Annotated in this window: 17 protein-coding genes and 1 pseudogene; 9 read left to right on the forward strand and 9 right to left on the reverse strand. The window is 69.3% G+C overall.

Annotated features, from left to right (window positions below):
• Window positions 1-62 precede the first annotated feature (62 nt).
• Complete coding sequence (locus PXH83_RS22305; protein WP_274562305.1) at window positions 63-1,409, forward strand: hypothetical protein; 1,347 nt, start codon at window positions 63-65, stop codon at window positions 1,407-1,409.
• Window positions 1,410-1,450: 41 nt separating this feature from the next.
• On the opposite strand, the gene PXH83_RS22310 is transcribed toward PXH83_RS22305, so the two are convergent.
• The gene (locus PXH83_RS22310; protein WP_274562306.1) at window positions 1,451-2,065 is read right to left on the reverse strand and encodes a YceI family protein; all 615 of its coding nucleotides are present in this window, start codon (window positions 2,063-2,065) and stop codon (window positions 1,451-1,453) included.
• A gap of 219 nt (window positions 2,066-2,284) precedes the next feature.
• Here PXH83_RS22310 and PXH83_RS22315 point away from each other — a divergent pair, with 219 nt between their 5' ends.
• The 5 genes and pseudogenes from PXH83_RS22315 to PXH83_RS22335 all read left to right on the forward strand — a co-directional run bounded on the left by PXH83_RS22315 (window position 2,285) and on the right by PXH83_RS22335 (window position 9,431).
• Window positions 2,285-4,453: a transglycosylase domain-containing protein gene (locus PXH83_RS22315; RefSeq protein WP_274562307.1), complete on the forward strand. Its 2,169-nt coding sequence runs from the start codon at window positions 2,285-2,287 to the stop codon at window positions 4,451-4,453.
• A 345-nt stretch (window positions 4,454-4,798) separates the two neighbouring features.
• Window positions 4,799-4,897 (forward strand): annotated as a pseudogene (locus PXH83_RS22320) (2'-5' RNA ligase family protein); the annotation flags it as partial.
• 180 nt (window positions 4,898-5,077) lie between these two features.
• Window positions 5,078-7,456: a polysaccharide lyase 8 family protein gene (locus PXH83_RS22325; RefSeq protein WP_274562308.1), complete on the forward strand. Its 2,379-nt coding sequence runs from the start codon at window positions 5,078-5,080 to the stop codon at window positions 7,454-7,456.
• A gap of 163 nt (window positions 7,457-7,619) precedes the next feature.
• The gene (locus PXH83_RS22330; RefSeq protein ID WP_214927629.1) at window positions 7,620-9,203 is read left to right on the forward strand and encodes an acyl-CoA carboxylase subunit beta; all 1,584 of its coding nucleotides are present in this window, start codon (window positions 7,620-7,622) and stop codon (window positions 9,201-9,203) included.
• Between the two features lie 33 nt (window positions 9,204-9,236).
• The gene (locus PXH83_RS22335) at window positions 9,237-9,431 is read left to right on the forward strand and encodes an acyl-CoA carboxylase subunit epsilon (RefSeq protein ID WP_274562309.1); all 195 of its coding nucleotides are present in this window, start codon (window positions 9,237-9,239) and stop codon (window positions 9,429-9,431) included.
• A gap of 162 nt (window positions 9,432-9,593) precedes the next feature.
• Here the strand turns inward: PXH83_RS22335 and PXH83_RS22340 are convergent, their stop codons facing one another.
• The 8 genes from PXH83_RS22340 to PXH83_RS22375 form a co-directional block, all read right to left on the reverse strand.
• A complete protein-coding gene (locus PXH83_RS22340) occupies window positions 9,594-10,175 on the reverse strand; it encodes a GTP-binding protein (protein WP_028813754.1) in 582 nt (193 codons plus the stop codon).
• Window positions 10,156-10,701, reverse strand: a complete 546-nt coding sequence (locus tag PXH83_RS22345; protein ID WP_274562310.1) for a DUF742 domain-containing protein — start codon at window positions 10,699-10,701, stop codon at window positions 10,156-10,158. The genes PXH83_RS22340 and PXH83_RS22345 overlap by 20 nt, the downstream gene beginning before the upstream one ends.
• 91 nt (window positions 10,702-10,792) lie before the next feature.
• A complete protein-coding gene (locus PXH83_RS22350) occupies window positions 10,793-11,206 on the reverse strand; it encodes a roadblock/LC7 domain-containing protein (protein ID WP_037649449.1) in 414 nt (137 codons plus the stop codon).
• A gap of 10 nt (window positions 11,207-11,216) precedes the next feature.
• A complete protein-coding gene (locus tag PXH83_RS22355; protein WP_274562311.1) occupies window positions 11,217-14,384 on the reverse strand; it encodes a sensor histidine kinase in 3,168 nt (1,055 codons plus the stop codon).
• Between the two features lie 342 nt (window positions 14,385-14,726).
• The gene (locus PXH83_RS22360) at window positions 14,727-15,308 is read right to left on the reverse strand and encodes a GTP-binding protein (RefSeq protein WP_214927637.1); all 582 of its coding nucleotides are present in this window, start codon (window positions 15,306-15,308) and stop codon (window positions 14,727-14,729) included.
• On the reverse strand, window positions 15,289-15,696 hold the full coding sequence (locus tag PXH83_RS22365; RefSeq protein ID WP_214927640.1) for a DUF742 domain-containing protein: 408 nt from the start codon (window positions 15,694-15,696) through the stop codon (window positions 15,289-15,291). The genes PXH83_RS22360 and PXH83_RS22365 overlap by 20 nt, the downstream gene beginning before the upstream one ends.
• Before the next feature lie 113 nt (window positions 15,697-15,809).
• The gene (locus PXH83_RS22370; RefSeq protein WP_037649408.1) at window positions 15,810-16,223 is read right to left on the reverse strand and encodes a roadblock/LC7 domain-containing protein; all 414 of its coding nucleotides are present in this window, start codon (window positions 16,221-16,223) and stop codon (window positions 15,810-15,812) included.
• A 9-nt stretch (window positions 16,224-16,232) separates the two neighbouring features.
• A complete protein-coding gene (locus PXH83_RS22375) occupies window positions 16,233-19,904 on the reverse strand; it encodes a nitrate- and nitrite sensing domain-containing protein (protein ID WP_274562314.1) in 3,672 nt (1,223 codons plus the stop codon).
• A gap of 580 nt (window positions 19,905-20,484) precedes the next feature.
• Here PXH83_RS22375 and PXH83_RS22380 point away from each other — a divergent pair.
• The 3 genes from PXH83_RS22380 (at window position 20,485) to gltX (ending at window position 23,098) form a co-directional block, all read left to right on the forward strand.
• Window positions 20,485-20,685: a hypothetical protein gene (locus tag PXH83_RS22380; protein ID WP_274562963.1), complete on the forward strand. Its 201-nt coding sequence runs from the start codon at window positions 20,485-20,487 to the stop codon at window positions 20,683-20,685.
• Window positions 20,686-20,778: 93 nt separating this feature from the next.
• Window positions 20,779-21,567, forward strand: a complete 789-nt coding sequence (locus PXH83_RS22385; RefSeq protein ID WP_274562315.1) for a fumarylacetoacetate hydrolase family protein — start codon at window positions 20,779-20,781, stop codon at window positions 21,565-21,567.
• A complete protein-coding gene (gltX, locus tag PXH83_RS22390) occupies window positions 21,560-23,098 on the forward strand; it encodes a glutamate--tRNA ligase (protein ID WP_274562317.1) in 1,539 nt (512 codons plus the stop codon). Before PXH83_RS22385 ends, gltX begins: the two co-directional genes overlap by 8 nt.
• Window positions 23,099-23,235 lie beyond the last annotated feature (137 nt).

The raw sequence follows: 23,235 nt of genomic DNA on the forward strand, positions 1-23,235 counted from the left end.
TCCGGTCTGAATCCCCGCTCCGACCTGTCCGAAATTGCACCCATTCGGGTAGCGTCGAGGGTATGAAGACCAGGCTGCTCACCGCACTGTCCGGTCTGCTGCTCGCGTTCTCGGCGACCGCCTTCGCGGCGGCGCCGGGAGCCGTGGCGGCCACCGGCCCCGAAACCGTGGCCGAAGCGCTCAAGGACGGCCCGGTCTACGTCGATCCGCGCGCCAGGGGGCAGCTGTCCGAGGCGGACGAGAACGCCCTGGCGGAGAAGATCAAGGACGCGGACAAGCCGCTCTTCGTGGCGGTCCTGCCCACGGGCGCGGAGTTCCCCGAAGACACGGTCCTGCAGAACGTCCGCGCGCTGACCGGTGTCACCGGTCTCTACGCCATCCGCCTCGGCGACGGCTTCAACGCGGGCGCGGACGGCAGCGTCATGTCCAACCAGGCAGTCGAAAACCTGGTCACCGCGGTCAAGACGCCCGCCGGCACCGACGCAGACACCCAGCTGAACAACTTCGTCGACCAGGCACTGCCCCAGATCCGTGGCGACGCCCCTGCCTCCTGGGGGACGGGCGCCGGTGACGAGGGAGTGGATCCCGGAGCCCTGATCACGGTCGGCGCGGTCGCGGCCGCGGGCGGCGCCGGGGCGTACGCCATCGTCCGCCGCAAGCGCCGGCTGAAGGCGGAGGAAGAGCGTGCCGCGCTCGACAAGCTCCGCGTGGTCGTGGACGAGGACATCACGGCGTTCGGCGAGGAGCTGGAGCGCCTGGACTTCCACCCCTCGGAGAAGGGCGCGGACGATGCGATGCGCCGCGATTACGAGCAGGGACTCGACTCGTACGACAAGGCGAAGTCGCTGATGGGGTCGGCCGAACATCCCAACGACGTCCGCGCCGTCACCCAGGCGCTTGAAGACGGCCGTTACTCCCTCGCGGCCCTCGACGCGCGCCGTACGGGCCGACCGGTGCCCGAGCGCCGCACGCCCTGCTTCTTCGACCCGCGCCACGGACTCTCGGTCGCCGACATGCCCTGGTCGCCGGCGGGCGGCGCGGAACGCGACGTCCCGGTGTGCGCCGCCGACGCGGCCCGGCTGAAGGACGGCCTGGACCCGGTGGCCCGCACGGTCGAAACGAACGACGGCCGCCGCCCGTACTGGGAGGCGGGACCGGCGTACGGCCCCTGGGCGGGCGGCTATTTCGGCGGCGGCATGCTGCCCGGCCTGCTGGTTGGCACGATGCTCGGCACCATGCTCTCCACCCCGGCGTACGCCGCTGACTACGGCGGCGGCGAATTCAGCGGCGGCGAGTACTCCGGCGGCGATTACTCGGGCTCGGACTTCAACTCCTCCGACTTCGGCGGTGGAGGCTGGGGCGGCGGCGGAGACTTCGGCGGCGGCTTCGACGGAGGCGGCGGCTTCTAGACCGCCGCGTCCGGGTCAGGCCTGCGGGACTGCCTTGATGATCACGCCTGCGGGCCTGCTGCCTTGATGGCGGAGATGTCGAAGTTCAGCCTGACCTTGTCGCTGACCATCACGCCGCCGGTCTCCAGCGCCGCGTTCCAGGTCAGGCCCCAGTCGGAGCGCAGGATCTCGGCGGTGCCCTCGAAGCCGACGCGCTCATTGCCGTACACGTCGGTGGCGGAGCCGTTGAAGTCCAGGTCGATGGAGAGCGGGCGTGTGACGTCCTTGATCGTCAGGTCGCCGGTGATCCGGTACGCGTCGCCGCCGAGCTGCTCCGCGGTCGTCGAGCGGAACGTCATCAGCGGGAACTGCTCGGCGTCGAAGAAGTCGGCGCTGCGCAGGTGGCCGTCGCGGTCGCTCATCCCGGTGTCGATGCTGGCGATCTTGACGTCGATCGCGGCGGCCGAGCGGGAGGGGTCGGAGCCGTCGAGGCTCAGCGTGCCCTCGTGGTCGGCGAAGGTGCCGCGGACATTGGTGACCATGGCGTGGCGGACCGTGAAGCCGATGCTGCTGTGCGCCGGGTCGATGGTGTAGTCGCCGGTCAGGGCGGCCAGGGCCGGGTCCACCTCGAGGGTCGCGGTCGCGGCCGGGGCGGTGGTGTTCTTGAACAGAGCCATGGCTCCTCCTCGGAGTGGTGTGGTCCTGATGCAGGCCAGTTGTTTAACCTTCAACGAGATTGACTGTAGACCCATCTCGTTCAAATTTCAACCTCTTGGTTCGGTGTGTCCTCGGCGCCCGCTCCGACGCCCGAGACAACCTGATCGCGCTTCGGCTCATCTCTCCTCACAAGCCCGCATCGCTCCGATGCGGACTTGTGAACGAGGAGCTGCCGGAGCATGAGCCGACCCCCCACCCGCACCCCCGCCCGCAAGCGCCGCATCGACTACCCCAGGCGGGGGAGAAACGGCTGGCGTCGCTGGGTGCCGTCCTGGCGGCAGGTGGTGGGTACGGTCCTGGGCGGTTTCGGCGTACTGGCGGCCCTGTTCACCGTCGTCTACCTCAGCGTGGACATCCCCGACGAGAACGACGAAGCGAGGAAGCAGGCCACCGTCTACTACTGGGCCGACGGCAGCCAGATGGTGAGCACGGGCGCCGTCAACCGGCAGAACATCACGCTCGCCGAGATACCCGACTCCGTGGAGCGCGCCGTCATCGCGGCCGAGAACGACAGCTTCTACACGGACTCCGGCGTCTCGGCGACCGGCATCGCCCGCGCGGCCGCCAGTGTGCTCGGCGGCGGACAGACCCAGGGTGGCTCCACCATCACCCAGCAGTACGTGAAAAACACGTACCTCAGCCAGGAGCAGACCGCCGAGCGGAAGTTCAAGGAATTCTTCATCTCGCTGAAGCTGAGCAACAGCAAGACCAAGCCGGAAATCCTGCAGGGCTATCTCAACACCAGCTGGTTCGGGCGCGGTGCGTACGGAATCCAGGCCGCGGCCCAGGCGTACTACGGGATTCCCGCCAAGGAGCTCGACGCCGGCCAGGCGGCCATGCTCGCCTCCCTGCTCAAGGGCGCCGAGGAATACGATCCGGCGGGCGGAAACGGCAATCACGAACGGGCCGTCGCGCGCTGGAAGTGGATTCTCGACCGGCAGGTGAAGACCGGCGCGATGACGAAGGAAGTACGCGACGGATACCGCACGTTCCCCGAGCCCCGGAAGGTGTCCAAGCCGACCAGCCTCGGCGGACAGACCGGCTATCTCGTAGACATCGCCAACAAATACATCAAGAAGCGCTCCGGCCTCACCGACAAGGACCTCGCCCGCGGCGACTACCGCATCCACACCACCTTCGAGAAGGACAAGGTGCGCCGTCTGGAGCAGGCGGTGCGGCAGGTGCGCGAGCGCGACCTCGACCCCGACAAGCGGCCGCAGGACCGGCACGTCCAGGTCGGCGCCGCGTCCGTACGGCCCGAGGACGGGGCCGTGATCGCGGTGTACGGCGGAGCCGACGCGATCCGCCACTTCGCCAACAACGCCGATACGGCGGGAGTCCCGGCAGGTTCCGCCTTCAAGCCCTTCGTGCTGGCCGCGGCCCTCCAGCACGGCACTGCCGCCGGCGAGGAGATCACCCTGGACAGCTCGTACGACAGCCTGGGCCGGCTCGTCGCGGGCGGCCCGATGTCGGTCGTCCCCGCCCCGCCGGGAACATCGCCCGACCAATCGCCCGACCACCGGTGGATCATGCCCACGACCCTGCGCGAGTCCCTGATCGAGTCCGGCAACGCCGCCTTCGTCCAGCTCGGCAGGGACGTCGGCCTGACGAAGGTCAAGGACCTGGCGGTCGCGTCGGGCCTCCGCGAGGAGAGCATGGCGCCTCTGGAGCAGACCTTCCCCCTCGGTACGTCCACTCCCAGCGCGGTCAGGCTGGCGGACGCGTACACGACCTTCAGCAATGACGGGACCCGCGCCGAGCCCTACTCGGTGACCAAGGTGCTGCGCAACGGCGAGGCGCTAGCCGGTTTCGACAAGCCCCAGGTGCAGCGCGTCATGGACGCCGACGTCGCGCGCGACGTCAATGACACGCTGCGCACGGTCGGCTGGCTGGCCATGGACCCTGCGGCGGGCAAGGCCGAGGCCCGTTCGCTGGACGACCTCTCTGCGGGCAGCACCGGCAAGGGCGACCGGATGAAGTCGGCCTGGTTCATCGGCCACGCCGACGGGCTGACGACCGCCGTCACCCATGTTCCGTACGAAGCCCGACACGCCTCAGCTGCTGCCGATGCAGGGTGTCGGCGGACCCGGGTCCGAGCGCGGCAACGTCTTCCCGCCCCGGATCTGGACCGCCTACACCACTGCGCAGTAGTTACGAGCGGTACCGGTCGCGGGTCAGGAACCGACGGTCAGCGTGAAGCGCCGGGGGTTGCCGTCGTGTGCCGCTCCCGACACGTCCGGCCGGCTGCCGGCCCGGAAACGCGGGTGCGGGTACGGCGGACGCCATGCCCGCCTGCGGTGGCTGCGTTTGCCCACCCCGGCCGCCCCTTGGAGGGGGTCGGAAGGTGAGCGCCCCTGTGGGGGCTGGGGCGCCGTTGGCGGCTGCGGGCTTGCGGGTGGTGTGCCCCCTGCGGCGCCCGCCCTTTTGCCCACCCCGCCGCTCGTTGGGGGGGCCGGAGGGTGAGTCCCCCTGTGGATGCTCGGACGTTGCTGGCGGGTGCGGACCGGTGGGTGGTGTGCCCGCCTGGTGGGCGCCTTGCCCACCCTGCCGCCCGTTGGACGGGGCCGGGAAGGCGTGCGCCCCTGTGGGGTGTGCGGCTGCCGTCGGCGGGTTCGGGCTGCGGTGGGCGTGCCTCGCCCGTCGCGGGGCGGCTTTCGTACGTCGGAGCAGCGATCGACGCGCTCGACGTCGCCCCGTCGGAGGCGCGGATCACTCATGCGGAGTTGATCGTGATTCACCGCGACAACCGGATGTACGAGTGGGAGCCCTTTGCCAGGGTGCCGCTCGGTTGACCGGGACACAGGAAAGCGCCTCTGCCTGACGCGGCGAGTTCTGCCGCACCCCGCCGCACCGGGGCAAGCGCTTTCCATTCACCCTGTCGTGAGCATTGAATGCTCCCGGAAGCTCGTGCTAGACCATCCCGCAACCGCTGTCCCAACCGGTCTACACCACTTCCCCCGGGAGGACTCCCCGTGCCGCTCCTGCCTGCCGACGCCGCCGCCTGGTCCCGCCGTGTTTTCCTCGCCACCGCATCGGCCACCGCGCTCGGTGCCGCATTCTCCGGTGGCGCATTCACCGGGGTCGCCGCCGCCGCGCCCGCTTCCTTCGGTGGTGACGAGTACGACGAGCTGCGCCTCCGTTGGGTGCAGCTCTCGCTCGGGGCCGGGTTCGACCCCGTCGTCGAGCCCTACGCCTCCCGCCTCGCCGAGATCGGGCGGTTCGCCGCAGGGTTTCGCGCATCCATGGCGCCGGCCGACAACTCCCTCTGGCCGGGCCGCACCTTCGACCCGCCCTCCGGCATCACCTACAGCTACGGCCGCCTCTGGACCATGACGCAGGCCTACCTCCAGCCCGGCACCGGGCTCACCGCCGACGCCTCCCTCCTCGCCGACATCGTCCGGGGCCTCGACCACCTCTCCGCCCGCATCTACAACCCCTCCACCACCCGCTACGGCAACTGGTGGGAGTGGCAGATCGGCAGCCCCCGTCTCCTCATGGACATCGTCGCCGGGCTCTACGACAAGCTCACCGACGCCCAGCGCCAGGCCGCCTGCGCCGCCGTCGACCACTTCGTCCCGGACACGATGCTCACCAACTACTCCGGCACGAGCACCGGCGCCAACCGCGTCGACCTCTGCCGCTCCGTCGCCCTGCGCGGCATACTCGGCCGAAGCCCGGCGAAGATCGCCCTCGCCCGCGACGCGCTGTCGCCCGTGTTCCCGTACGTGACCAAGGGCGACGGCCTCTACGCCGACGGATCCTTCGTCCAGCACACCTGGGTCGCGTACTCCGGTACGTACGGCCAGGTCATGCTCGACGGGCTCGGGCGGCTCTTCACCCTCCTCGCGGGCTCCACCTGGGACGTCACCGACCCCAACCGGCAGATCATCCTCGACTCCGTCGAGAACGCCTACGCGCCCCTCATCTACAACGGGCTCATGATGGACAGCGTCAACGGCCGTGCCATCAGCCGCGGTTACCTCAAGAGCGACGACCGTCACGTCATGCGCAGCGACCATTTCCACGGCCAGGGACTGATCGCCGCCATCCCACTGCTCGCCGGCGGGGCATCGGAGGCCGAGCGCGAGCGCTGGACCGCGATGGTCAAGGGCTGGATCGAGCGCGACCGTACGACGCCACTGCTCGCCGCACCTCAGTTCAACGTCGCCGACCTCTCCCGGCTGCACGCCGTCGCCGCGTCGCCCGTCGCCGCCGCCCCGGAGCCCGTCGCGCACAAGCTCTTCGCGTCCATGGACCGTGCCGTGCACCGGCGCTCAGGCTGGGCCGCTGGCCTCTCCATGGCCTCGGAGCGGATCTCGTACTACGAGTGCGGCAACGGCGAGAATCCGCGCGGCTGGCACACCGGCGCCGGAATGCTCTACTGGTGGCCGGGGGAGCGGGCCAATGATCAGTACACCGACTGGTTCTGGCCCACCGTCGACTTCTACCGGCTGCCCGGAACCACCGTGTCCACCAAGCGACTTGCCGACAAGGCGGGCGGTGAGTGGGGTGTCCCGAAGCCCGCCACCAAGTGGGTCGGCGGGGCCACCGACGGCGAGTTCGCCGCCGTCGGGCAGCATCTCAAGGGCCTCGGCTCCACCCTCGAAGCCCGCAAGTCGTGGTTCTGCGTCGCCGATACGGTCGTCTGCCTCGGTGCCGGCATCACCTCCACCGACGGTGTCCCCGCCGAGACGATCGTCGACAACCGGAACCTCGGCGAGTCCGGTACGAACGCCCTCACCACCGGCCCGCACTGGGCGCACCTCGAAGGCCACGGCGGCTGGGTCCTCCCGGACGCGGTCGGCACGGCCGGGCTGCACACCCTGCGCGAGGACCGCACCGGTTCCTGGAGCGACATCAACACCACCAGCACCACCGAGCGCCGGACCCGCCGCTACCAGACCCTCTGGTTCGACCACGGCACCGACCCCGTGGACGCCGACTACCTCTACCTCCTGATGCCCGGCGCATCACGCCGCACCGTCGCCGCCCGCGCGGCCGACGGCCACTGGCTGAAGGTGCTCGCCAACACCCGCGCCGTCCAGGGTGTCGAGATCCGCTCCCTCGGCTTCACCGCCGCCAACTTCTGGCAGCCGGGCAAGGCGGGGCCCGTGTCCACGACGGCTCCGGCGAGCGTGCTCGTACGCAAGAAGTGGCGCACCGCCACCCTCGCCGTCAGTGAGCCGACGCGCAGCGGACAGCCGCTGGAGGTCACCTGGGCGCACCGCGCCGCCCGTGTCATCTCGAAGGACCCCGGCGTCGAGGTGCTGTCCACCGGCCGTACGCTGAGGCTCCGCGTCACGCCTGGGACGGCGGGCGCGACGCACCTTTGTGAGGTGGCTCTCAGTTGACTTTTGTGGCGCCCTTGTTGGACTCCGACAATCACGAACGGCTCTGAGCTGGTACTTCGGCTGCACCGCCGGAAGGTTCTGTCCAAGGCTGACAGGAGAACGGGCCGGAGACTGTCTGGAGTCGACGGCCTGTTTTTCTTGTCCGGCTTCGTAGGGTCGACACATGACCGTTTTGGACGAGACGCCGGCCGAGCCCACAGACGCCCGCGGCCGCGTGGCCGAGCTGCACGCCCTGCGCGAGCAGGCCCGCCGCGGACCGAGTGACCGTGCGACCGAGGCTCAGCACGCCAAGGGCAAGCTGACCGCCCGTGAGCGCATCGAGCTGCTGCTCGACCCCGGCACGTTCAAGGAGGTCGAGCAGCTGCGCCGGCACCGGGCGACCGGGTTCGGCCTGGAGGCCAAGAAGCCGTACACCGACGGTGTCATCACCGGCTGGGGCACTGTCGAGGGCCGCACGGTCTTCGTCTACGCACACGACTTCCGCATCTTCGGCGGCGCGCTGGGCGAGGCCCACGCCACCAAGATCCACAAGATCATGGACATGGCCATCTCGGCCGGTGCCCCCCTGGTCTCCCTCAACGACGGCGCCGGCGCCCGCATCCAGGAGGGCGTCTCCGCGCTCGCCGGCTACGGCGGCATCTTCCAGCGCAACACCCGCGCCTCCGGTGTCATCCCGCAGATCAGCGTGATGCTCGGCCCGTGCGCGGGCGGCGCGGCGTACAGCCCCGCCCTCACCGACTTCGTCTTCATGGTCCGCGAGACCTCGCAGATGTTCATCACGGGCCCGGACGTCGTCCGCGCCGTGACCGGCGAGGAGATCACCCAGAACGGCCTCGGCGGCGCGGACGTGCACGCCGAGACCTCGGGCGTCGCGCACTTCGCGTACGACGACGAAGAGACCTGCATCGCCGAGGTCCGCTACCTGATCTCGATGCTCCCCTCCAACAACCGCGAGAACCCGCCGACGACCCCCTCCGAGGACCCGGCGGACCGCCGCAGCGACGTACTCCTGGACCTGGTCCCGGCCGACGGCAACCGCCCGTACGACATGCGCAAGGTGATCGAGGAGCTCGTCGACGACGGCGACTACCTGGAGATCCACGAGCGCTGGGCGACGAACATCCTCTGCGCCCTGGCCCGGCTCGACGGACAGGTCGTCGGCATAGTCGCCAACCAGCCGCAGTCCCTGGCCGGTGTCCTGGACATCGAAGCCTCCGAGAAGGCCGCGCGCTTCGTGCAGATGTGCGACGCCTTCAATATCCCGATCATCACTCTTCTGGACGTCCCCGGCTTCCTGCCCGGCGTCGACCAGGAGCACGGTGGGATCATCCGGCACGGCGCCAAGCTGCTCTACGCGTACTGCAACGCCACCGTGCCGCGGATCTCCCTGATCCTGCGCAAGGCCTACGGAGGTGCGTACATCGTCATGGATTCCCAGTCCATCGGTGCCGACCTCACCTACGCCTGGCCCACCAACGAGATCGCGGTGATGGGCGCCGAAGGCGCCGCCAACGTCATCTTCCGCAGGCAGATCGCCGAAGCCGAGGACTCCGAGGCGATGCGTGCGCGCATGGTCAAGGAGTACAAGGCCGAGCTGATGCACCCGTACTACGCCGCCGAGCGCGGCCTGGTCGACGACGTGATCGACCCCGCCGAGACCCGTGAGGTGCTGATCAGCTCTCTCGCGATGCTCCGGAACAAGCACGCCGACCTGCCGTCGCGCAAGCACGGCAACCCCCCGCAGTAATCCTGCGACGAATCGAAGAAGACGGAGCGCCTGATGAATGAATCCATGCTGCGTGTCGAGAAGGGCAACGCCGAGCCCGAGGAGCTGGCGGCCATCACCGCCGTCCTGATGGCCCGTGCCGCCTCCCGGTCCGGCGGCGACACGCCCCACCGCGGCCGCTCCACCGCCGGCTGGCGCCGCCTGGAGCGCACGCCGGGCTTCCGGGCGCCGCACAGCTGGCAGCGCTGAGGCCCACGTGCTGCTGGAGGTCCGGGGGTCGTCCCCCGGGTAGGCACAGTCGGGCGCCGCACGGCCGGCAGGGCTGAGCGGCAACGCGTAGCGCCTGACGAGAAAGGCCCCCCGCACTCCTCGGAGTGCGGGGGGCCTTTCTCGTACGTACGACGCTCCTGCCTACCGCAGGCGTGCCATCAGCGCGTGCTCCACGAGCGTGATGAGTGCGCTCTTGGCGTCCGCGCGGTGGCGGGCGTCCGTCGTGAGGATCGGGGTGTCGGGGCCGATCTGCAGGGCCTCGCGCACCTCGTCCGGGTTGTACGGCTGATGTCCGTCGAAGCCGTTGAGGGCGATGACGAAGGGCAGCCCGCTGTTCTCGAAGTAGTCGACGGCGGGGAAGCAGTCGGCGAGCCTCCTCGTGTCGACCAGGACTACGGCGCCGATGGCGCCGCGTACGAGGTCGTCCCACATGAACCAGAAGCGGTCCTGACCGGGCGTACCGAAGAGGTACAGGATCAGGTCCTGGTCCAGGGTGATACGGCCGAAGTCCATGGCCACCGTGGTGGTGGTCTTGTCTCCGGTGTGCGTGAGGTCGTCGATGCCCGCCGATGCGGACGTCATGACGGCCTCGGTGCGCAGCGGGTTGATCTCCGAGACGGCTCCGACGAACGTGGTCTTGCCCACGCCGAAGCCGCCCGCCACCACGATCTTCGCGGAGGTAGTGGAGCGGGCTGCTCCGCTGCTAGAGCTTGCGAAGTCCACTGAGCACCCTTTCGAGCAGTGTCACGTCTGGCTGGCCGCCGGCGGACTCGTCGCCGCCGGGCTGGTGAATGGCGACAAGTCCGGCCTCCGCCAGGTCGGCGACGAGGATCCGGGCAACGCCGAGGGGGATGGTGAGAAGTGCCGAGATCTCGGCAACGGACTTGATCTCACGGCACAGATGGCAGATCCGCTGGTGCTCGGGCAACTGCCCTTGCAGCCGTGACGGGTCCGCCGTGGTGCTGACCAGTGCCTCGATGGCGAGCTGGTAACGCGGCCTGGTGCGGCCGCCCGTCATGGCGTACGGGCGCACCAGCGGGTTGTGGTTCGGCTGCGAGGGAGAGGGAGCCCTGCGCTGCTGCACCGGCTGGATGCGGGGCGGCTGCTGAGCGTGCCGCTGAGGCTGCTCGTACGGCTGAGAGCGGCTCGGCCCGGAGGGGAAGTTGAACCTGTTCTGCGAGGTATCACCCTGATTCTGACCCTGGCCGTAAGGCCAGTTGGCCGAAGAACCGTCCGGGGGTGTTGCCACGTTTCCTCCTCCGACTGCCGGGCGCCGTTCACTGTGGCGCCGCGTCCCCGAACATTAAAGCGCGGGGACGCCAAAGCGCACTGTCTGTCTGCTAGTTGAGAAGACTTCCTTGCAGCTCGGCGCGCAGGTCCGGGGTGAGGACGCTACCCGCACGGTCGACAAGGAGTGCCATCTCGTAACCCACGAGACCGATGTCGGCCTCGGGGTGGGCGAGCACGGCCAGCGAGGAGCCGTCCGAGATCGACATGAGGAAGAGGAAGCCGCGCTCCATCTCCACGACGGTCTGGTTGACCGCGCCGCCCTCGAAAATCCGGGAAGCCCCTGCGGTCAGCGAGGTCAGACCGGAGGCCACAGCCGCCAGCTGATCGGCGCGGTCACGCGGGAACCCCTCGGACATCGCCAGCAGGAGTCCGTCGGCGGAGACCACCACCGTGTGGGACACCCCGGGGGTGTTGTCCACGAAGTTGGTGATCAACCAGTTCAGATTCTGCGCCGCCTGGCTCATCGGGCTCACACTAACGCTCCTGGTTGTAGGTGTTGCCGTGGCCACCGTGCTGATCGTAAGTGGCCGCTGTGTTCGTGTCCGTTCCCGCATTGCGTCCCTGCTGGACACCGCGCCGCAGGTTGCTCAACCTGCCACGCACGTCCTCAGGAGCACGGGAGACCTGGGGGCCGCCCTGCGGAGTCTGTTCCGCGGTGCCCTCGACCAGATTGGCCTTGGGAACCCGCCGGGGAAGACCGGAGGAGGTGACTCCGCCTGCCTTGGGCTCACGGAGCTTCTCCGCCCGCTGCCAGCGCTCGTCGTTCGACGAACGCCACTCGTCAGTACCGCCGCTGCCGTTCCCGTCGCCGCCCTGCTGCGCGTCCTGCTGCTGCGGCTGTGCGGTGACCGGGTGCTGCGCCGCGCCCTGTCCGGCGGACTCACCGGCGGGCTGCCAGTGCTGCTGACCGCCGCGGCGCGGGAGGCCCGCATCGGTCAGCGGGGGGCCGGAGGCCGGGGTGGGACCGGGACGGTCGAAGCCTACGCGCTCCTGGGCGCTTGCGGGAGCGCCCGGTGCAGATTCCGGTTCCGATCCGAACTCGCTTTCGTACGCACCCTGGTAGGAGGTCTCCTCCTGCCAGTTCCCCTGGTGGGAGGGGGCGTCGAACGTCTCCTCGTACTGGCCCTGCGTAGTCGCGGGCTCCTGGTACTCGCCCTCCGGATACGTCTGGTACGCCGGGTAGTCGTCATACCCGCCCTGGTCGTACGCGGGCTGCTCCGGCTGCGCGTACTGCTGCTGAGCGGGGTCTGCGCCGTTGTCGTACGACGCCTGCGGCGCCTCGTCGCGGAACAGCGGACGGTCGCCGGAAGCCTGCGCCTCCAGCTGCGCACGCCGCTCCTCGCGCATCAGCGAGCGGCCCACCGGGTCCAGGTCACGGGCGTCGTCCGGGACCTCGTATCGCGAGTCGTCGAAGCCGAGCTCGGCCGCGGTGCGCATCGGGGCACTCTCGAAGGACTGCTGCGCGGGCTCGTAACTCTGCTGCTCGGGAATGATCGAGGAGACCGTGAAGTCGTCCTGCGGCAGCATCTCGCCGCCGCCACCGTGGGTGATGGCGTCGGGAAGCATGACCAGCGAAGTGGTGCCGGCCTGCTCGCCCGAGGGGCGCAGCTGGACACGGATCCGGTGCCGGTCCGCCAGGCGGCCGACCACGAAGAGGCCCATGCGCTGCGAGACGGCGGCGTCCACGGTCGGCGGGTTCGCCAGCTTGTGGTTGATGTCCGCGAAGTCCTCGGCGGTGAGGCCGATGCCCTTGTCGTGGATCTCGACCATGACGCGGCCGTCTGGGAGACGGGTCGCGGTGACACGCACCTTGGTCTGCGGCGAGGAGAACGTGGTGGCGTTCTCCAGCAGCTCGGCCAGCAGGTGCACGAGGTCGGTCACGGCCTGGCCGTGAATCTCCGACTCCGGTACGCCGCTGAGCTCGATGCGCTCGTACGACTCCACCTCGGAGGAGGCCGCGCGCAGCACGTCGACCAGCGGAACCGGCTGGTTCCAGCGACGGCCGGGCTCCTCGCCCGCGAGGATGAGGAGGTTCTCGCCGTTGCGGCGCATACGGGTCGCGAGGTGGTCCAGCTTGAAGAGGTTCTCCAGCTGGTCCGGGTCGGCCTCGTTGTTCTCCAGATCGGTGATCAGGGTCAGCTGGCCCTCGATCAGGGACTGGTTGCGCTGCGAAAGGTTGGTGAAGATCGCGTTGACGTTGCCCCGCAGCATGGCCTGCTCGGCGGCGAGCCGCACGGCCTCACGGTGCACCTGGTCGAAGGCGCGGGCGACCTCGCCGATCTCGTCGACGGTCGTGATCGGGATCGGCTCCACGCGGGTGTCGACGCGGCCCGGCTCCGTACGCGAAAGCTGGTCGACCAGCATCGGCAGGCGCTGCTCGGCGATGCCGAACGCGGCGGTGCGCAGCTGGCGCATCGAGCGGCTCATCTGGCGGGCCATGAGACCGGCCAGGATGACCGCGGTGAGCATCGCGATGACCACGATCAGACCGTTGGTGATGGCGTCGGTCTTGGCGTCGGAGGAGATCTCGGCGGCCTCGGTCACGGCCTTGTCGACGAGGTCGTTCTCGACCTCGGTGTAGCCCTCGAACTTCGCGGTGGAGGCGGCCATCCAGAACTGGGGTGTGACGCCCTTCTGCTTCAGCGTGGAGGGCTTGCCCTGGCCGATCTCCTCGGCCATGCCGGCGAAGACCGAGCCGTCCTTGCTCGGCGGGGCCACGAACGGGACGCCGGCCTGATCGGCCTGCTGCTTGGCGGCGGCGAGCTTCTTGGCGCCGTCCTCCGCCTTGCCCTTCATGATGGCCTTGAGCTTGTCGGTGTCCTCCTGCGTACCGCCCGACTGGTACTCGGCGAGGGCGATCTGCTCCAGGTAGTTGTACGAGTTGAAGGCGACCGTCTGCTGCGCGAGCTTCTCCGGCTTGCCGCTCGGGCGGACCAGGAGGTGCGTGCCGATCGAGCGCTGGAGCGACGTGGCGGCCTTGGCGAGCTGGACGGCGTAGACCGTACGGCCGTAGGCGGTGATGTTGCCGGTGCCGAGGCCGAGCTCGTTCGACAGCTCCATCAGCGAGTGCTGGATCTGGACGTAACCCTCTTCGGTCTTCACCGGGTCGAGGGCCTCGCTGTACGCGGCCTTGCGCAGCGCTGGGAGCTTGGGCTCCTCCTTCGCGAAGAGGCCGAGACGGCGCTCGAGGCCCTCCTTCTCCGGGAGGTTCTCCGTGGCTTCCTGGAAGTTCTTCGCGGCGGCGTCGGTCGTGGCGTACGCCTGGGTGACCTCCGGGCTGGTCCGCTTGCCCTGGAGAAGCGGTACGGCGGTGAGGTCACGCTCGTTGAGCAGCGCCTGGCCGTACTCGGACGCGGCGCGCACGAGGACGGCGGTCTTCTCGGCGTCCTGCGCTTCCTGCCAGGTGTCGATCGAGCCCTTGACCTGGAAGCCGCCCATGACGAGGCCGACTCCCACGGGTATGAGGAGGATCGCGTTCAGCCTTGTGGGCACGCGCCAGTTGCGGGGCGCAAATTTGCTGCTGCTGCCGCTGCTCGCGGGGGCGGCAGCGGGCGGGGTCGCGGGCGACGCCACTGTGCGCGGCGGCGGGGTGAAGTTGCCCCGCGCCTGCTGCTGTGCGGAGCTCGTGTTGCTACGCCTCACTCGACCAACAACCTCTCGGCGTCGGCACCTACGCTGTGCCGTTTTTTCGTTCAGGGCCGTACTTACTCGGGAGTTCGACGAATTCCAGCACGTCGGACGGCTGCCATCCAAACACCCGGAAGCACCGATTCCGAGTGGTGTAAGCCTCAGATAAAACGGTCAAAACGGAACGAGCCCCACCAAAAGGCAGGGCCAATGTGAGCACAGCGGTACTGCACGAACGCGTGGGGTGTCCGTGGCGGGGCAATTCTCTGTCGAAATGTTATGAACAGAGGGGCGGAGAGTGTCAAAGGACACAGTCCGCCCCCTGTTCCGGCTACGACAACTGCCGTGGAGCGGCGACTACTTGAGTCGTGCCATCAGCGCGTGCTCCACGAGCGTGATGAGTGCGCTCTTGGCGTCCGCGCGGTGGCGGGCGTCGGTGGTGATGATGGGGGCGTCGGGGCCGATCTGGAGGGCCTCGCGTACTTCTTCGGGGGTGTAGGGCTGGTGTCCTTCGAAGCCGTTGAGGGCGACGACGAACGGCAGGCCGCTGTTCTCGAAGTAGTCGACGGCGGGGAAGCAGTCGGCGAGACGGCGCGTGTCGACCAGGACGACGGCGCCGATGGCGCCCCGTACGAGGTCGTCCCACATGAACCAGAAGCGGTCCTGACCGGGCGTACCGAAGAGGTACAGGATCAGGTCCTGGTCCAGGGTGATACGGCCGAAGTCCATGGCGACGGTGGTCGTCGTCTTGTCTCCGGTGTGCGTGAGGTCGTCGATGCCCGCCGATGCGGACGTCATGACGGCCTCGGTGCGCAGCGGGTTGATCTCCGAGACGGCTCCGACGAACGTGGTCTTGCCGACGCCGAAGCCGCCCGCCACCACGATCTTCGCGGAGGTGGTGGAGCGGGTCGCTCCGCCGCTAGAGCTTCCGAAGTCCACTGAGCACCCTTTCGAGCAGCGTTACATCCGGCGTTCCGCCGGCCTCTCCATTGCCCGGCTGGTGGATCGCCACCATGCCGGCCTCCGCCAGGTCGGCGACGAGGATCCGAGCGACACCGAGCGGCATCGAAAGCAGTGCCGAGACTTCCGCCACCGACTTGACCTCGCGGCACAGGTGGCAGATCCGCTGGTGCTCCGGCAGGAGCGTGGCGAGATGCGCCGGGTCGGCAGTTGTGCTGACCAGAGCCTCGATGGCGAGCTGGTAGCGCGGCCGGGTCCGGCCGCCGGTCATCGCATAAGGACGTACCAGCGGCTGGTCGCCTTCGTGATCGTACGACGCGTCGAAACGCGCTCCGTACGGATCGCGAGAGGCGGGGGGCGGGGTCATGGATCCTCCGGGCATGACAGCACGTGGTGTGCGGGCCGTCTGACGGGGCCGGGGTGGGGGGCTGTGCGCGGCCTGAACGGTTTGTTTCTCGGCAAGACCTGGGCGTGCGCGGCCTAGTGGAGCAGACTTCCCTGGAGCTCCGCTCGGAGATCCGGGGTGAGGACGCTGCCCGCACGGTCGACGAGCAGCGCCATCTCGTAGCCGACGAGGCCGATGTCGCAGTCGGGGTGCGCGAGCACGGCGAGCGAGGAGCCGTCCGAAACGGACATGAGGAAGAGGAAACCGCGCTCCATCTCGACGACGGTCTGGGTCACAGCCCCGCCCTCGAAAATCCGGGAAGCCCCCGCGGTCAGCGAGGTCAGGCCGGAGGCCACGGCCGCCAACTGGTCGGCGCGGTCACGCGGGAATCCTTCGGACATCGCCAGAAGGAGTCCGTCGGCGGAAACCACCACCGTGTGGGACACCCCGGGGGTGTTGTCCACGAAGTTGGTGATCAACCAGTTCAGATTCTGCGCCGCCTGGCTCATCGGACTCAACTAACGCTCCTGCTGGTGAGTGGGGTCAATGTTGAAACTGCCGGTCGACGAGCCGCTGCCGGCCTGCCGACCCTGCTGGATACCCCGACGAAGATTGGTCAGCCGGCCGCGTACGTCGTCAGGCGCACGCGAAACCTGCGGACCGGTCTGGTGGTTCTGCTGCTGCGCGGTTCCGGGCACCAGATTGGCACGCGGGACGCGACGCGGCAGACCCGAGGTCGTGACACCGCCGGCTGCGGGCTTTTTGACCCGCTCTGCCTGCTTTACGAGTTCGTCGTTCGGCGAGGTGCGCCAGGTGGCGCCGTTGGTGGCGTTCGTACCGTTGGTGGTGCTGTTCGGGGCACCCGTCTCACGTGCCTGGCCGCGCTGCGTCATCGGCGGAGCGATCGGGGCGGACGAGCCGGGCGTCTGCTGCGTGGGCCGCCCTGCTTGCTGCTGGGGCTGCTGCGGCTGCTGAGGCACGGCGGGAGCCTGTGGGGCGTCCTGCTGGAACCAGTTCGACTCCAGCGTGTCGAAGAGCGGCGTACGTCCGTCACCGGGACCGGAGGCGGGCGGCAGCTCGTGCGGCTGCGGCTGCGGGGGCAGGCTCGCGGCGGGCGGACGCGGCGCCGTGTTCCTGGCGGGCTCGGGGTTCTCCCGGCCGCCACGCCGACGCTGGGCGGCGGGACCGAGCGCCTGCGGGCCGCCCGGGTTCTGGTTCTGGCCCTGCGGCCGGCCCTGGCCCTGACGGCCGTAGGCGCCCGAGGGGTTGGCCGACTGCGGCGCGTTGAAGTCCGGCCTCGGGAACTGCTCGGTGGACGCCGGGTCCTGCGCACCGCGGGCCTCGGGCCGCTCGAACTGGCCGGTGGAGCCGCTGCCCTGCGGTACGGGGCCGCGGATGTCGCTGCGCTCGTACATGCTGCCCGTGGGCAGCGCCGGCGGCGGCGCGTCGAAGTCCGGCCGCTGGAACTCGGCGGTGACGCCGGGACCCTGGTGGTCGTCCGCCGAGGGGCGGGCGTACTGGCCGGACGTCTCGTCGTGGCCACGCGGCTGGTCGTTGCCCCAGCTGGTGGCCTGCGGACGCGCCTGGCGCTGCGAGGCCGGGTTACCGCCGGGCAGCTCGGGACGCGAGCCGCCGCGGGGCGGAAGCTGCTGCGGCGTACGGCCGCCCTGGTCGCCTGCGGCAGGGCCGCTCTGGAAGCCGTTCTGGCGTACGTCGGAACGCTCGTGGTTGCCGGTCTGGCGGCCGCCCCCACCGAACATCCCGCCACCCTGGCCGGGCTGACCACCCTGACCGGAGCCGGGCTGCTGCCCCTGACCCCCGTCACGGCCGGGCAGAGCCGCACGCGCACCGGGGCTCGCGACCTGGCCGCGGGCACCACCGGAACCGGCGGGAAGCCGCCCGGCAGGCGCGGGTCCGCCACCGAGACCGGGACGGGCGCCGCCGGCGGACCCGCTGCCGACCGCACCGGGGGAGTTCGGCTGGCGGGCGCCGGGACCGGCGGGCACCTGCGGCTGAGCCGCGGCGCCCTGCTTTGCCGGAGCCTTCTTGCCGCCCTGGGCGACATCGACGGGCAGCATGACCAGCGCGGTCGTACCACCGGAGTCGGACGGACGCAGCTGGATGCGGATGCCGTGTCGCAGGGACAGGCGGCCGACCACGAACAGACCCATGCGGCGCGAGACCGAGACGTCCACGGTGGGCGGCGAGGCGAGCCGCTCGTTGATCGCCGCGAGGTCCTCCGGCGACAGGCCGATACCGGTGTCGTGGATCTCGACGAGCACGCGCCCGTCGGGCAGCGCGTGACCGGTGACGCGGACCTTGGTCTGCGGCGAGGAGAACGACGTGGCGTTCTCCAGCAGCTCGGCGAGGAGGTGTACGAGGTCGTTGACGACGCGTCCGGCGACCTCGGTGCCGGGCACCGACGACAGCTCGATGCGCTCGTACTGCTCCACCTCGGAGGCGGCGGCACGGAGTACGTCGACCAGGGGAACGGGGCGCGTCCAGCGACGGCCGGGCTCTTCACCGGCGAGGACCAGCAGGTTCTCGCCGTTGCGGCGCATGCGGGTCGCGAGGTGGTCGAGCTTGAAGAGCGAGGACAGCTGGTCCGGGTCGGCCTCGCGCGACTCCAGCTCGGAGATGAGCGAGAGCTGACGCTGGATAAGGCCCTGCGAACGCCGCGAGAGGTTGGTGAACATCGCGTTGACGTTGCCCCGCAGCAGCGCCTGCTCGGCGGCCAGTCGGACCGCCTCGCGGTGCACGTCGTCGAAGGCCGCGGCCACCTGGCCGATCTCGTCGCGCGAGTGGACACCGACGGACTCCACGGACGTGTCGACGTCCTGCGGGTCGGCCTCGGAGAGCTGCTTGACCAGCTCGGGCAGGCGTTCCTGGGCGACCGTGGTGGCGGTGTCCTGGAGCCGGCGCAGCGAGCGGATCATGGAGCGGGCCACGACGAACGCGCCGATGAGCGAGACGCCGAGGACGAGGACGATCAGGGCACCGTTGAGGATGGCGTCCTGCTGCGAGTCCTCGCGCAGCTCACGGGCCTTCTGCTCCATCTCGTCGAGGAGCGTCGCCTCGATCTGCTTCATGGACTGGATCTTGCTGGAGTTGGCGTCTGTCCAGTCCATGTACGAACGCTTGGTCTGGCTCTTGAGGCCGCCCGGGGTGGAGAGCACCCGCTGCGAGTACTTGTCGGCGGACGCGATGTCGGGGTTGCCGCTGTCCAGCGGAGCCGTCAGTACATCGGCGTCGCCGTCGTAGACCTGGGCGAACGACTTGCGTGCCGAGTCCTCGCTGTCCATCGCGGACTTGGCGTAGAGGCGGTCGCTCTCGTTGAGCTTGCCGGCCTCGCGGTCGTTGGGCGGCAGGGCGGCCGCGATGATCGCGCGCTGGACGGAGGCGTACTCCTTGGCGGAGGAGAAGGCCGCAAGGGCGCGCGTCCGCTTGATCATCTCCGGGTTGGAGGTCGCCTGCGCCATGTCCTGGGAGAGGCTCAGCAGCGAGTCGATCAGCTGGCTGTAGTTGTTGACCGTCTGCGAGTTGGTCGTGTTGCCCTGGTAAGCGTCCTCGCGGATCTGGCGGATCGACTTCAGCCGGACGGCGATCTCCAGGAGGCTGACGCGGATGCTCTGGAGGCCCTCGTCGCCCTCTGTGTCGATGTTCTGCGTCCCGCTGATGAACGCGTCCCTGGCCCGGTCGGTCTTGTCCCGGGGGCTCTTGACCTTGAAGTCGGCGGGGCTCACGCCGTTGGCGAGCGGACCGGCCGACTTCTCGCGCTCCTCCTGGAGCGCGGCGGCGAGCTCGGTCGCCTGCTTGGTCATCTCGGTCAGCAGCTGCATGTGCTCCAGCTGCTCCATGTTGTTCATGGACTCGTTGATACGCAGCCCACCGAGCGTGGTCGCCGCGACCACCGGCAGTGCCAGCAGGGAGACCAGTCGGGTGCTGATGCGCCAGTTGCGCAGGGCTATTCGTGAGCCCGTGGAGACCGGCTCCTTGGCTCTCACCGGATTCGCCTGTTCGCCACCGCCCTGAGCCCCGGGGCGAGCGGCGCGATCGTTGCGATCGCCGCCGTCACCGGCCCCTGTCGGCACCTGGTTCTGGGCGTGCTGGGGCGAGGATCCGCGGTCGGTCCCGCCGCGCGGCTCCTGCTCCGCCGCAGCGCTGCCATCCCTCTTGAAACGTCCCTGCACTAGCGTCGCAACCTCTGGACCAGGCGTTCCCCCGCGTGAACGGCGGAACGGTGTCGAGTCGTGGGGCACCGAGCGGCCCCATGGGTGGTCGTGAGTGACCGGCGCTTCTCCCCTTCCCGCCGCCACTCGGCGCTGCGTTGCGCCCTGCGCGCCGGCTGGAATCTGAAATCTCGCGGCGGTCCGGGGAATTCCAGCACAGTGCCGGATCTCCAACAAGGGCCGGGCATGAGGCCGTGACCTGAGTGACACCGTGTAAGTGTTGCGTAACAAGGCGTAGAAAGTGTTCAGGGGTAAAAAGGGCATAAGCCAACGAGTCGCTTAGGGGTGGGGGGTGTCCCAGTCCTGATGATCAGGAGCGGAATGATGCCTTCAGGGCGGAATGTCCAGTTCGCGGACCCATGGGGGCTGCCCGAATTGGTCGATATGCCCGCCATCTCGTGAGGAAACTCACACACTGTTCTTGTCTGCTTCACATCTTTGACGGGGAACCGGATGTTTAGCCTGACGCTTTACAGGGATGGCGAATCCGACAATCAGCGCGCCCAAGATGGCGCCCGTACCGACAGGGCCCGAACACCAGATGAAGACCACGACGATGTTCCGCAGCACGGCCAACCCCCGACGGACCACGCTCGCGCATCTCGAAGACGCTGTGGACCTGCTGACCGCCGAGCGGCCGGAGCACCCTGTCGACCTCCCCGCCGAGACCGCCAACCCGCGCCGCACGATTCTGATGGAAGCCCCGGTGGAAGCCCCGGTGGAAGCTCACGCTGCAGCCTAGGCGCGCAGGTAATACGGGCAGTCGGCCCCCTCACCCGCGTTAGCCTGGAGCGTCAGTCTCCGGCCAGCAAAAAGTGAGGGGCGACAGCATCCCGTGCGCATCGCCAGGTTCTCCATCGACGGCAATGTCGCCTTCGGCGCGGTCGAGGGCGACAGCCCGGACGACCTCGTCCTCGACATCATCAAGGGCATCCCGTACGCGGACTTCGAGCTCTCCGGCGTCAAGGTCCCGCTGAGCAAGGTCCGCCTCCTGCCGCCCGTGCTCCCCAGCAAGGTCGTGGCCATCGGCCGCAACTACGCGGAGCACGCGGCGGAGCTCGGCAACGAGGTCCCGGACATCCCCGTCGCCTTCCTCAAACCGTCCACCGCCGTGACAGGCCCAGGCGACCCCATCGCGTACCCCTCCTTCTCCAGCGAGCTGCACCACGAGGCCGAACTGGCCGTGGTCATAGGCCGCATGTGCCGCGAGGTCCCCCGCGAGCGCGTCAAGGACGTCATCTTCGGCTACACCTGCGCCAACGACGTCACCGCGCGCGACGTCCAGAAGCGCGAGAAGCAGTGGGCCAGGGCCAAGGGCTTCGACACCTCGTGCCCGCTCGGCCCCTGGGTGGAGACCGGCCTCGACCCCGCAGCGATTGCCGACGGCCTCGCCATCCAGTGCACGGTCAACGGCGAACAGCGCCAGCTGGGCCGTACGAGCGACATGGTCCGCTCCGTCGAGGACCTGATCGTCCACATCACCGAGGCCATGACGCTGCTCCCGGGCGACGTCATCCTCACGGGGACCCCGGCCGGAGTCGGCCCCCTCAACGTCGGCGACGAGGTCGCCGTCACCATCGAAGGCATCGGCACTCTCACCAACAAGGTGATCAAGCGTGACTAACGCGAACTCCCCCAAGCTCTCGACTTCGCTCGACCAGGGGGTACCCCCACGCGTACGTTTCTGTCCCTCCCCGACCGGCAACCCCCACGTGGGTCTGGTCCGCACCGCTCTGTTCAACTGGGCGTTCGCCCGGCACAACGGCGGCACCATGGTCTTCCGAATCGAGGACACCGACGCCGCCCGCGACTCCGAGGAGTCGTACAACCAGCTGCTCGACTCGATGCGGTGGCTCGGCCTGGACTGGGACGAGGGCCCGACTGCATTCGACAGCGCCTCCGGCGCGGGCGGCGGCCCCCATGCCCCCTACCGCCAGTCGCAGCGGATGGACATCTACAAGGACGTGGCCCAGAAGCTGATGGCGGGCGGCTACGCGTACGAGTGCTTCTGCACCGCCCTGGAGCTTGAGGTACGCCGCGACGCCGCCCGCGCGGCCGGCAAGCCGTCGGGCTACGACGGCACGTGCCGCAACCTCAGCGCCGACCGCATCGAGCGGTACAAGGCCGAGGGCCGCGAGGCCATCGTGCGCTTCCGGATGCCCGACGAGCCGATCACCTTCACGGACCTGGTCCGCGGCGAGCTGACCTTCAACCCGGACAACGTCCCGGACTACGGCATCATCCGCGCCAACGGTGCCCCGCTGTACACGCTCGTCAACCCCGTCGACGACGCCCTGATGGAGATCACCCACGTCCTGCGCGGCGAGGACCTCCTGTCCTCGACCCCGCGCCAGATCGCGCTCTACAAGGCGCTGATCGAGCTGGGCATCGCCAAGGAGATCCCGCAGTTCGGGCACCTCCCGTACGTCATGGGCGAGGGCAACAAGAAGCTGTCCAAGCGCGACCCCGAGGCGTCCCTCAACCTCTACCGCGAGCGCGGCTTCCTCCCGCAGGGCCTGCTCAACTACCTCTCGCTCCTCGGCTGGTCCATCGCGGAGGACCGCGACATCTTCTCGATCGAGGAGATGGTCGCCGCCTTCGACGTCAAGGACGTCAACGCCAACCCGGCGCGCTTCGACCTGAAGAAGTGCGAGCACATCAACGCCGAGCACCTGCGCATGCTCTCGGTCGACGAGTTCATCGCGGCCTGCGAGCCGTGGCTGAAGGCGCCGTACGCCAACTGGAAGCCGGAGTCCTTCGACCGGGCCGCCTTCGAGGCGATCGCCCCGCACGCCCAGACCCGCGTGACGGTCCTCTCCGACATCACGGCCAACGTCGACTTCCTCTTCCTCGACGAGCCGGTCGAGGACGAGGCGTCCTGGGCGAAGGCGATGAAGGGCGAGCCCGTGCCGCTCCTCACCACCGCCCGCGCCAAGCTGGAAGCGGCCGACTGGACGAGCCCCGAGTCCCTCAAGGAGGCCGTCCTGGCCGCCGGTGAGGAGCACGGCCTGAAGCTCGGCAAGGCCCAGGCCCCGGTGCGCGTAGCCGTCACCGGCCGCACGGTCGGCCTCCCGCTCTTCGAGTCCCTGGAGATCCTGGGCAAGGAGAAGACGCTGGCCCGCATCGACGCGGCGCTGGCCAAGCTCACCGCGTAAAGAGCTGTACGACGACAGGGCCCGGAGGCGGCACACGCTTCCGGGCCCTTCGCATGCCCGAAGAGACTCTCCGGGGGGACAACCCCCAACCCCCAGCCGTGGGGGGCGGCTCGGCGGTAGCGTCGCGCTCATCCGAT

Origin of the sequence: Streptomyces spiramyceticus (assembly GCF_028807635.1) — a bacterium.
In the GTDB taxonomy this organism is placed as follows: Bacteria; Actinomycetota; Actinomycetes; order Streptomycetales; family Streptomycetaceae; genus Streptomyces; species Streptomyces spiramyceticus.

Bases quoted from the DNA above. Each gene is read 5' to 3' on its own strand.
- PXH83_RS22365 (WP_214927640.1), bottom strand. From the start codon at position 15,696: ATGACCCCGCCCCCCGCCTCTCGCGATCCGTACGGAGCGCGTTTCGAC.
- PXH83_RS22370 (WP_037649408.1), bottom strand. From the start codon at position 16,223: ATGAGCCAGGCGGCGCAGAATCTGAACTGGTTGATCACCAACTTCGTG.
- PXH83_RS22315 (WP_274562307.1), top strand. From the start codon at position 2,285: ATGAGCCGACCCCCCACCCGCACCCCCGCCCGCAAGCGCCGCATCGAC.
- PXH83_RS22305 (WP_274562305.1), top strand. From the start codon at position 63: ATGAAGACCAGGCTGCTCACCGCACTGTCCGGTCTGCTGCTCGCGTTC.
- PXH83_RS22335 (WP_274562309.1), top strand. From the start codon at position 9,237: ATGAATGAATCCATGCTGCGTGTCGAGAAGGGCAACGCCGAGCCCGAG.
- PXH83_RS22380 (WP_274562963.1), top strand. From the start codon at position 20,485: ATGAAGACCACGACGATGTTCCGCAGCACGGCCAACCCCCGACGGACC.
- PXH83_RS22310 (WP_274562306.1), bottom strand. From the start codon at position 2,065: ATGGCTCTGTTCAAGAACACCACCGCCCCGGCCGCGACCGCGACCCTC.
- PXH83_RS22350 (WP_037649449.1), bottom strand. From the start codon at position 11,206: ATGAGCCAGGCGGCGCAGAATCTGAACTGGTTGATCACCAACTTCGTG.
- PXH83_RS22330 (WP_214927629.1), top strand. From the start codon at position 7,620: ATGACCGTTTTGGACGAGACGCCGGCCGAGCCCACAGACGCCCGCGGC.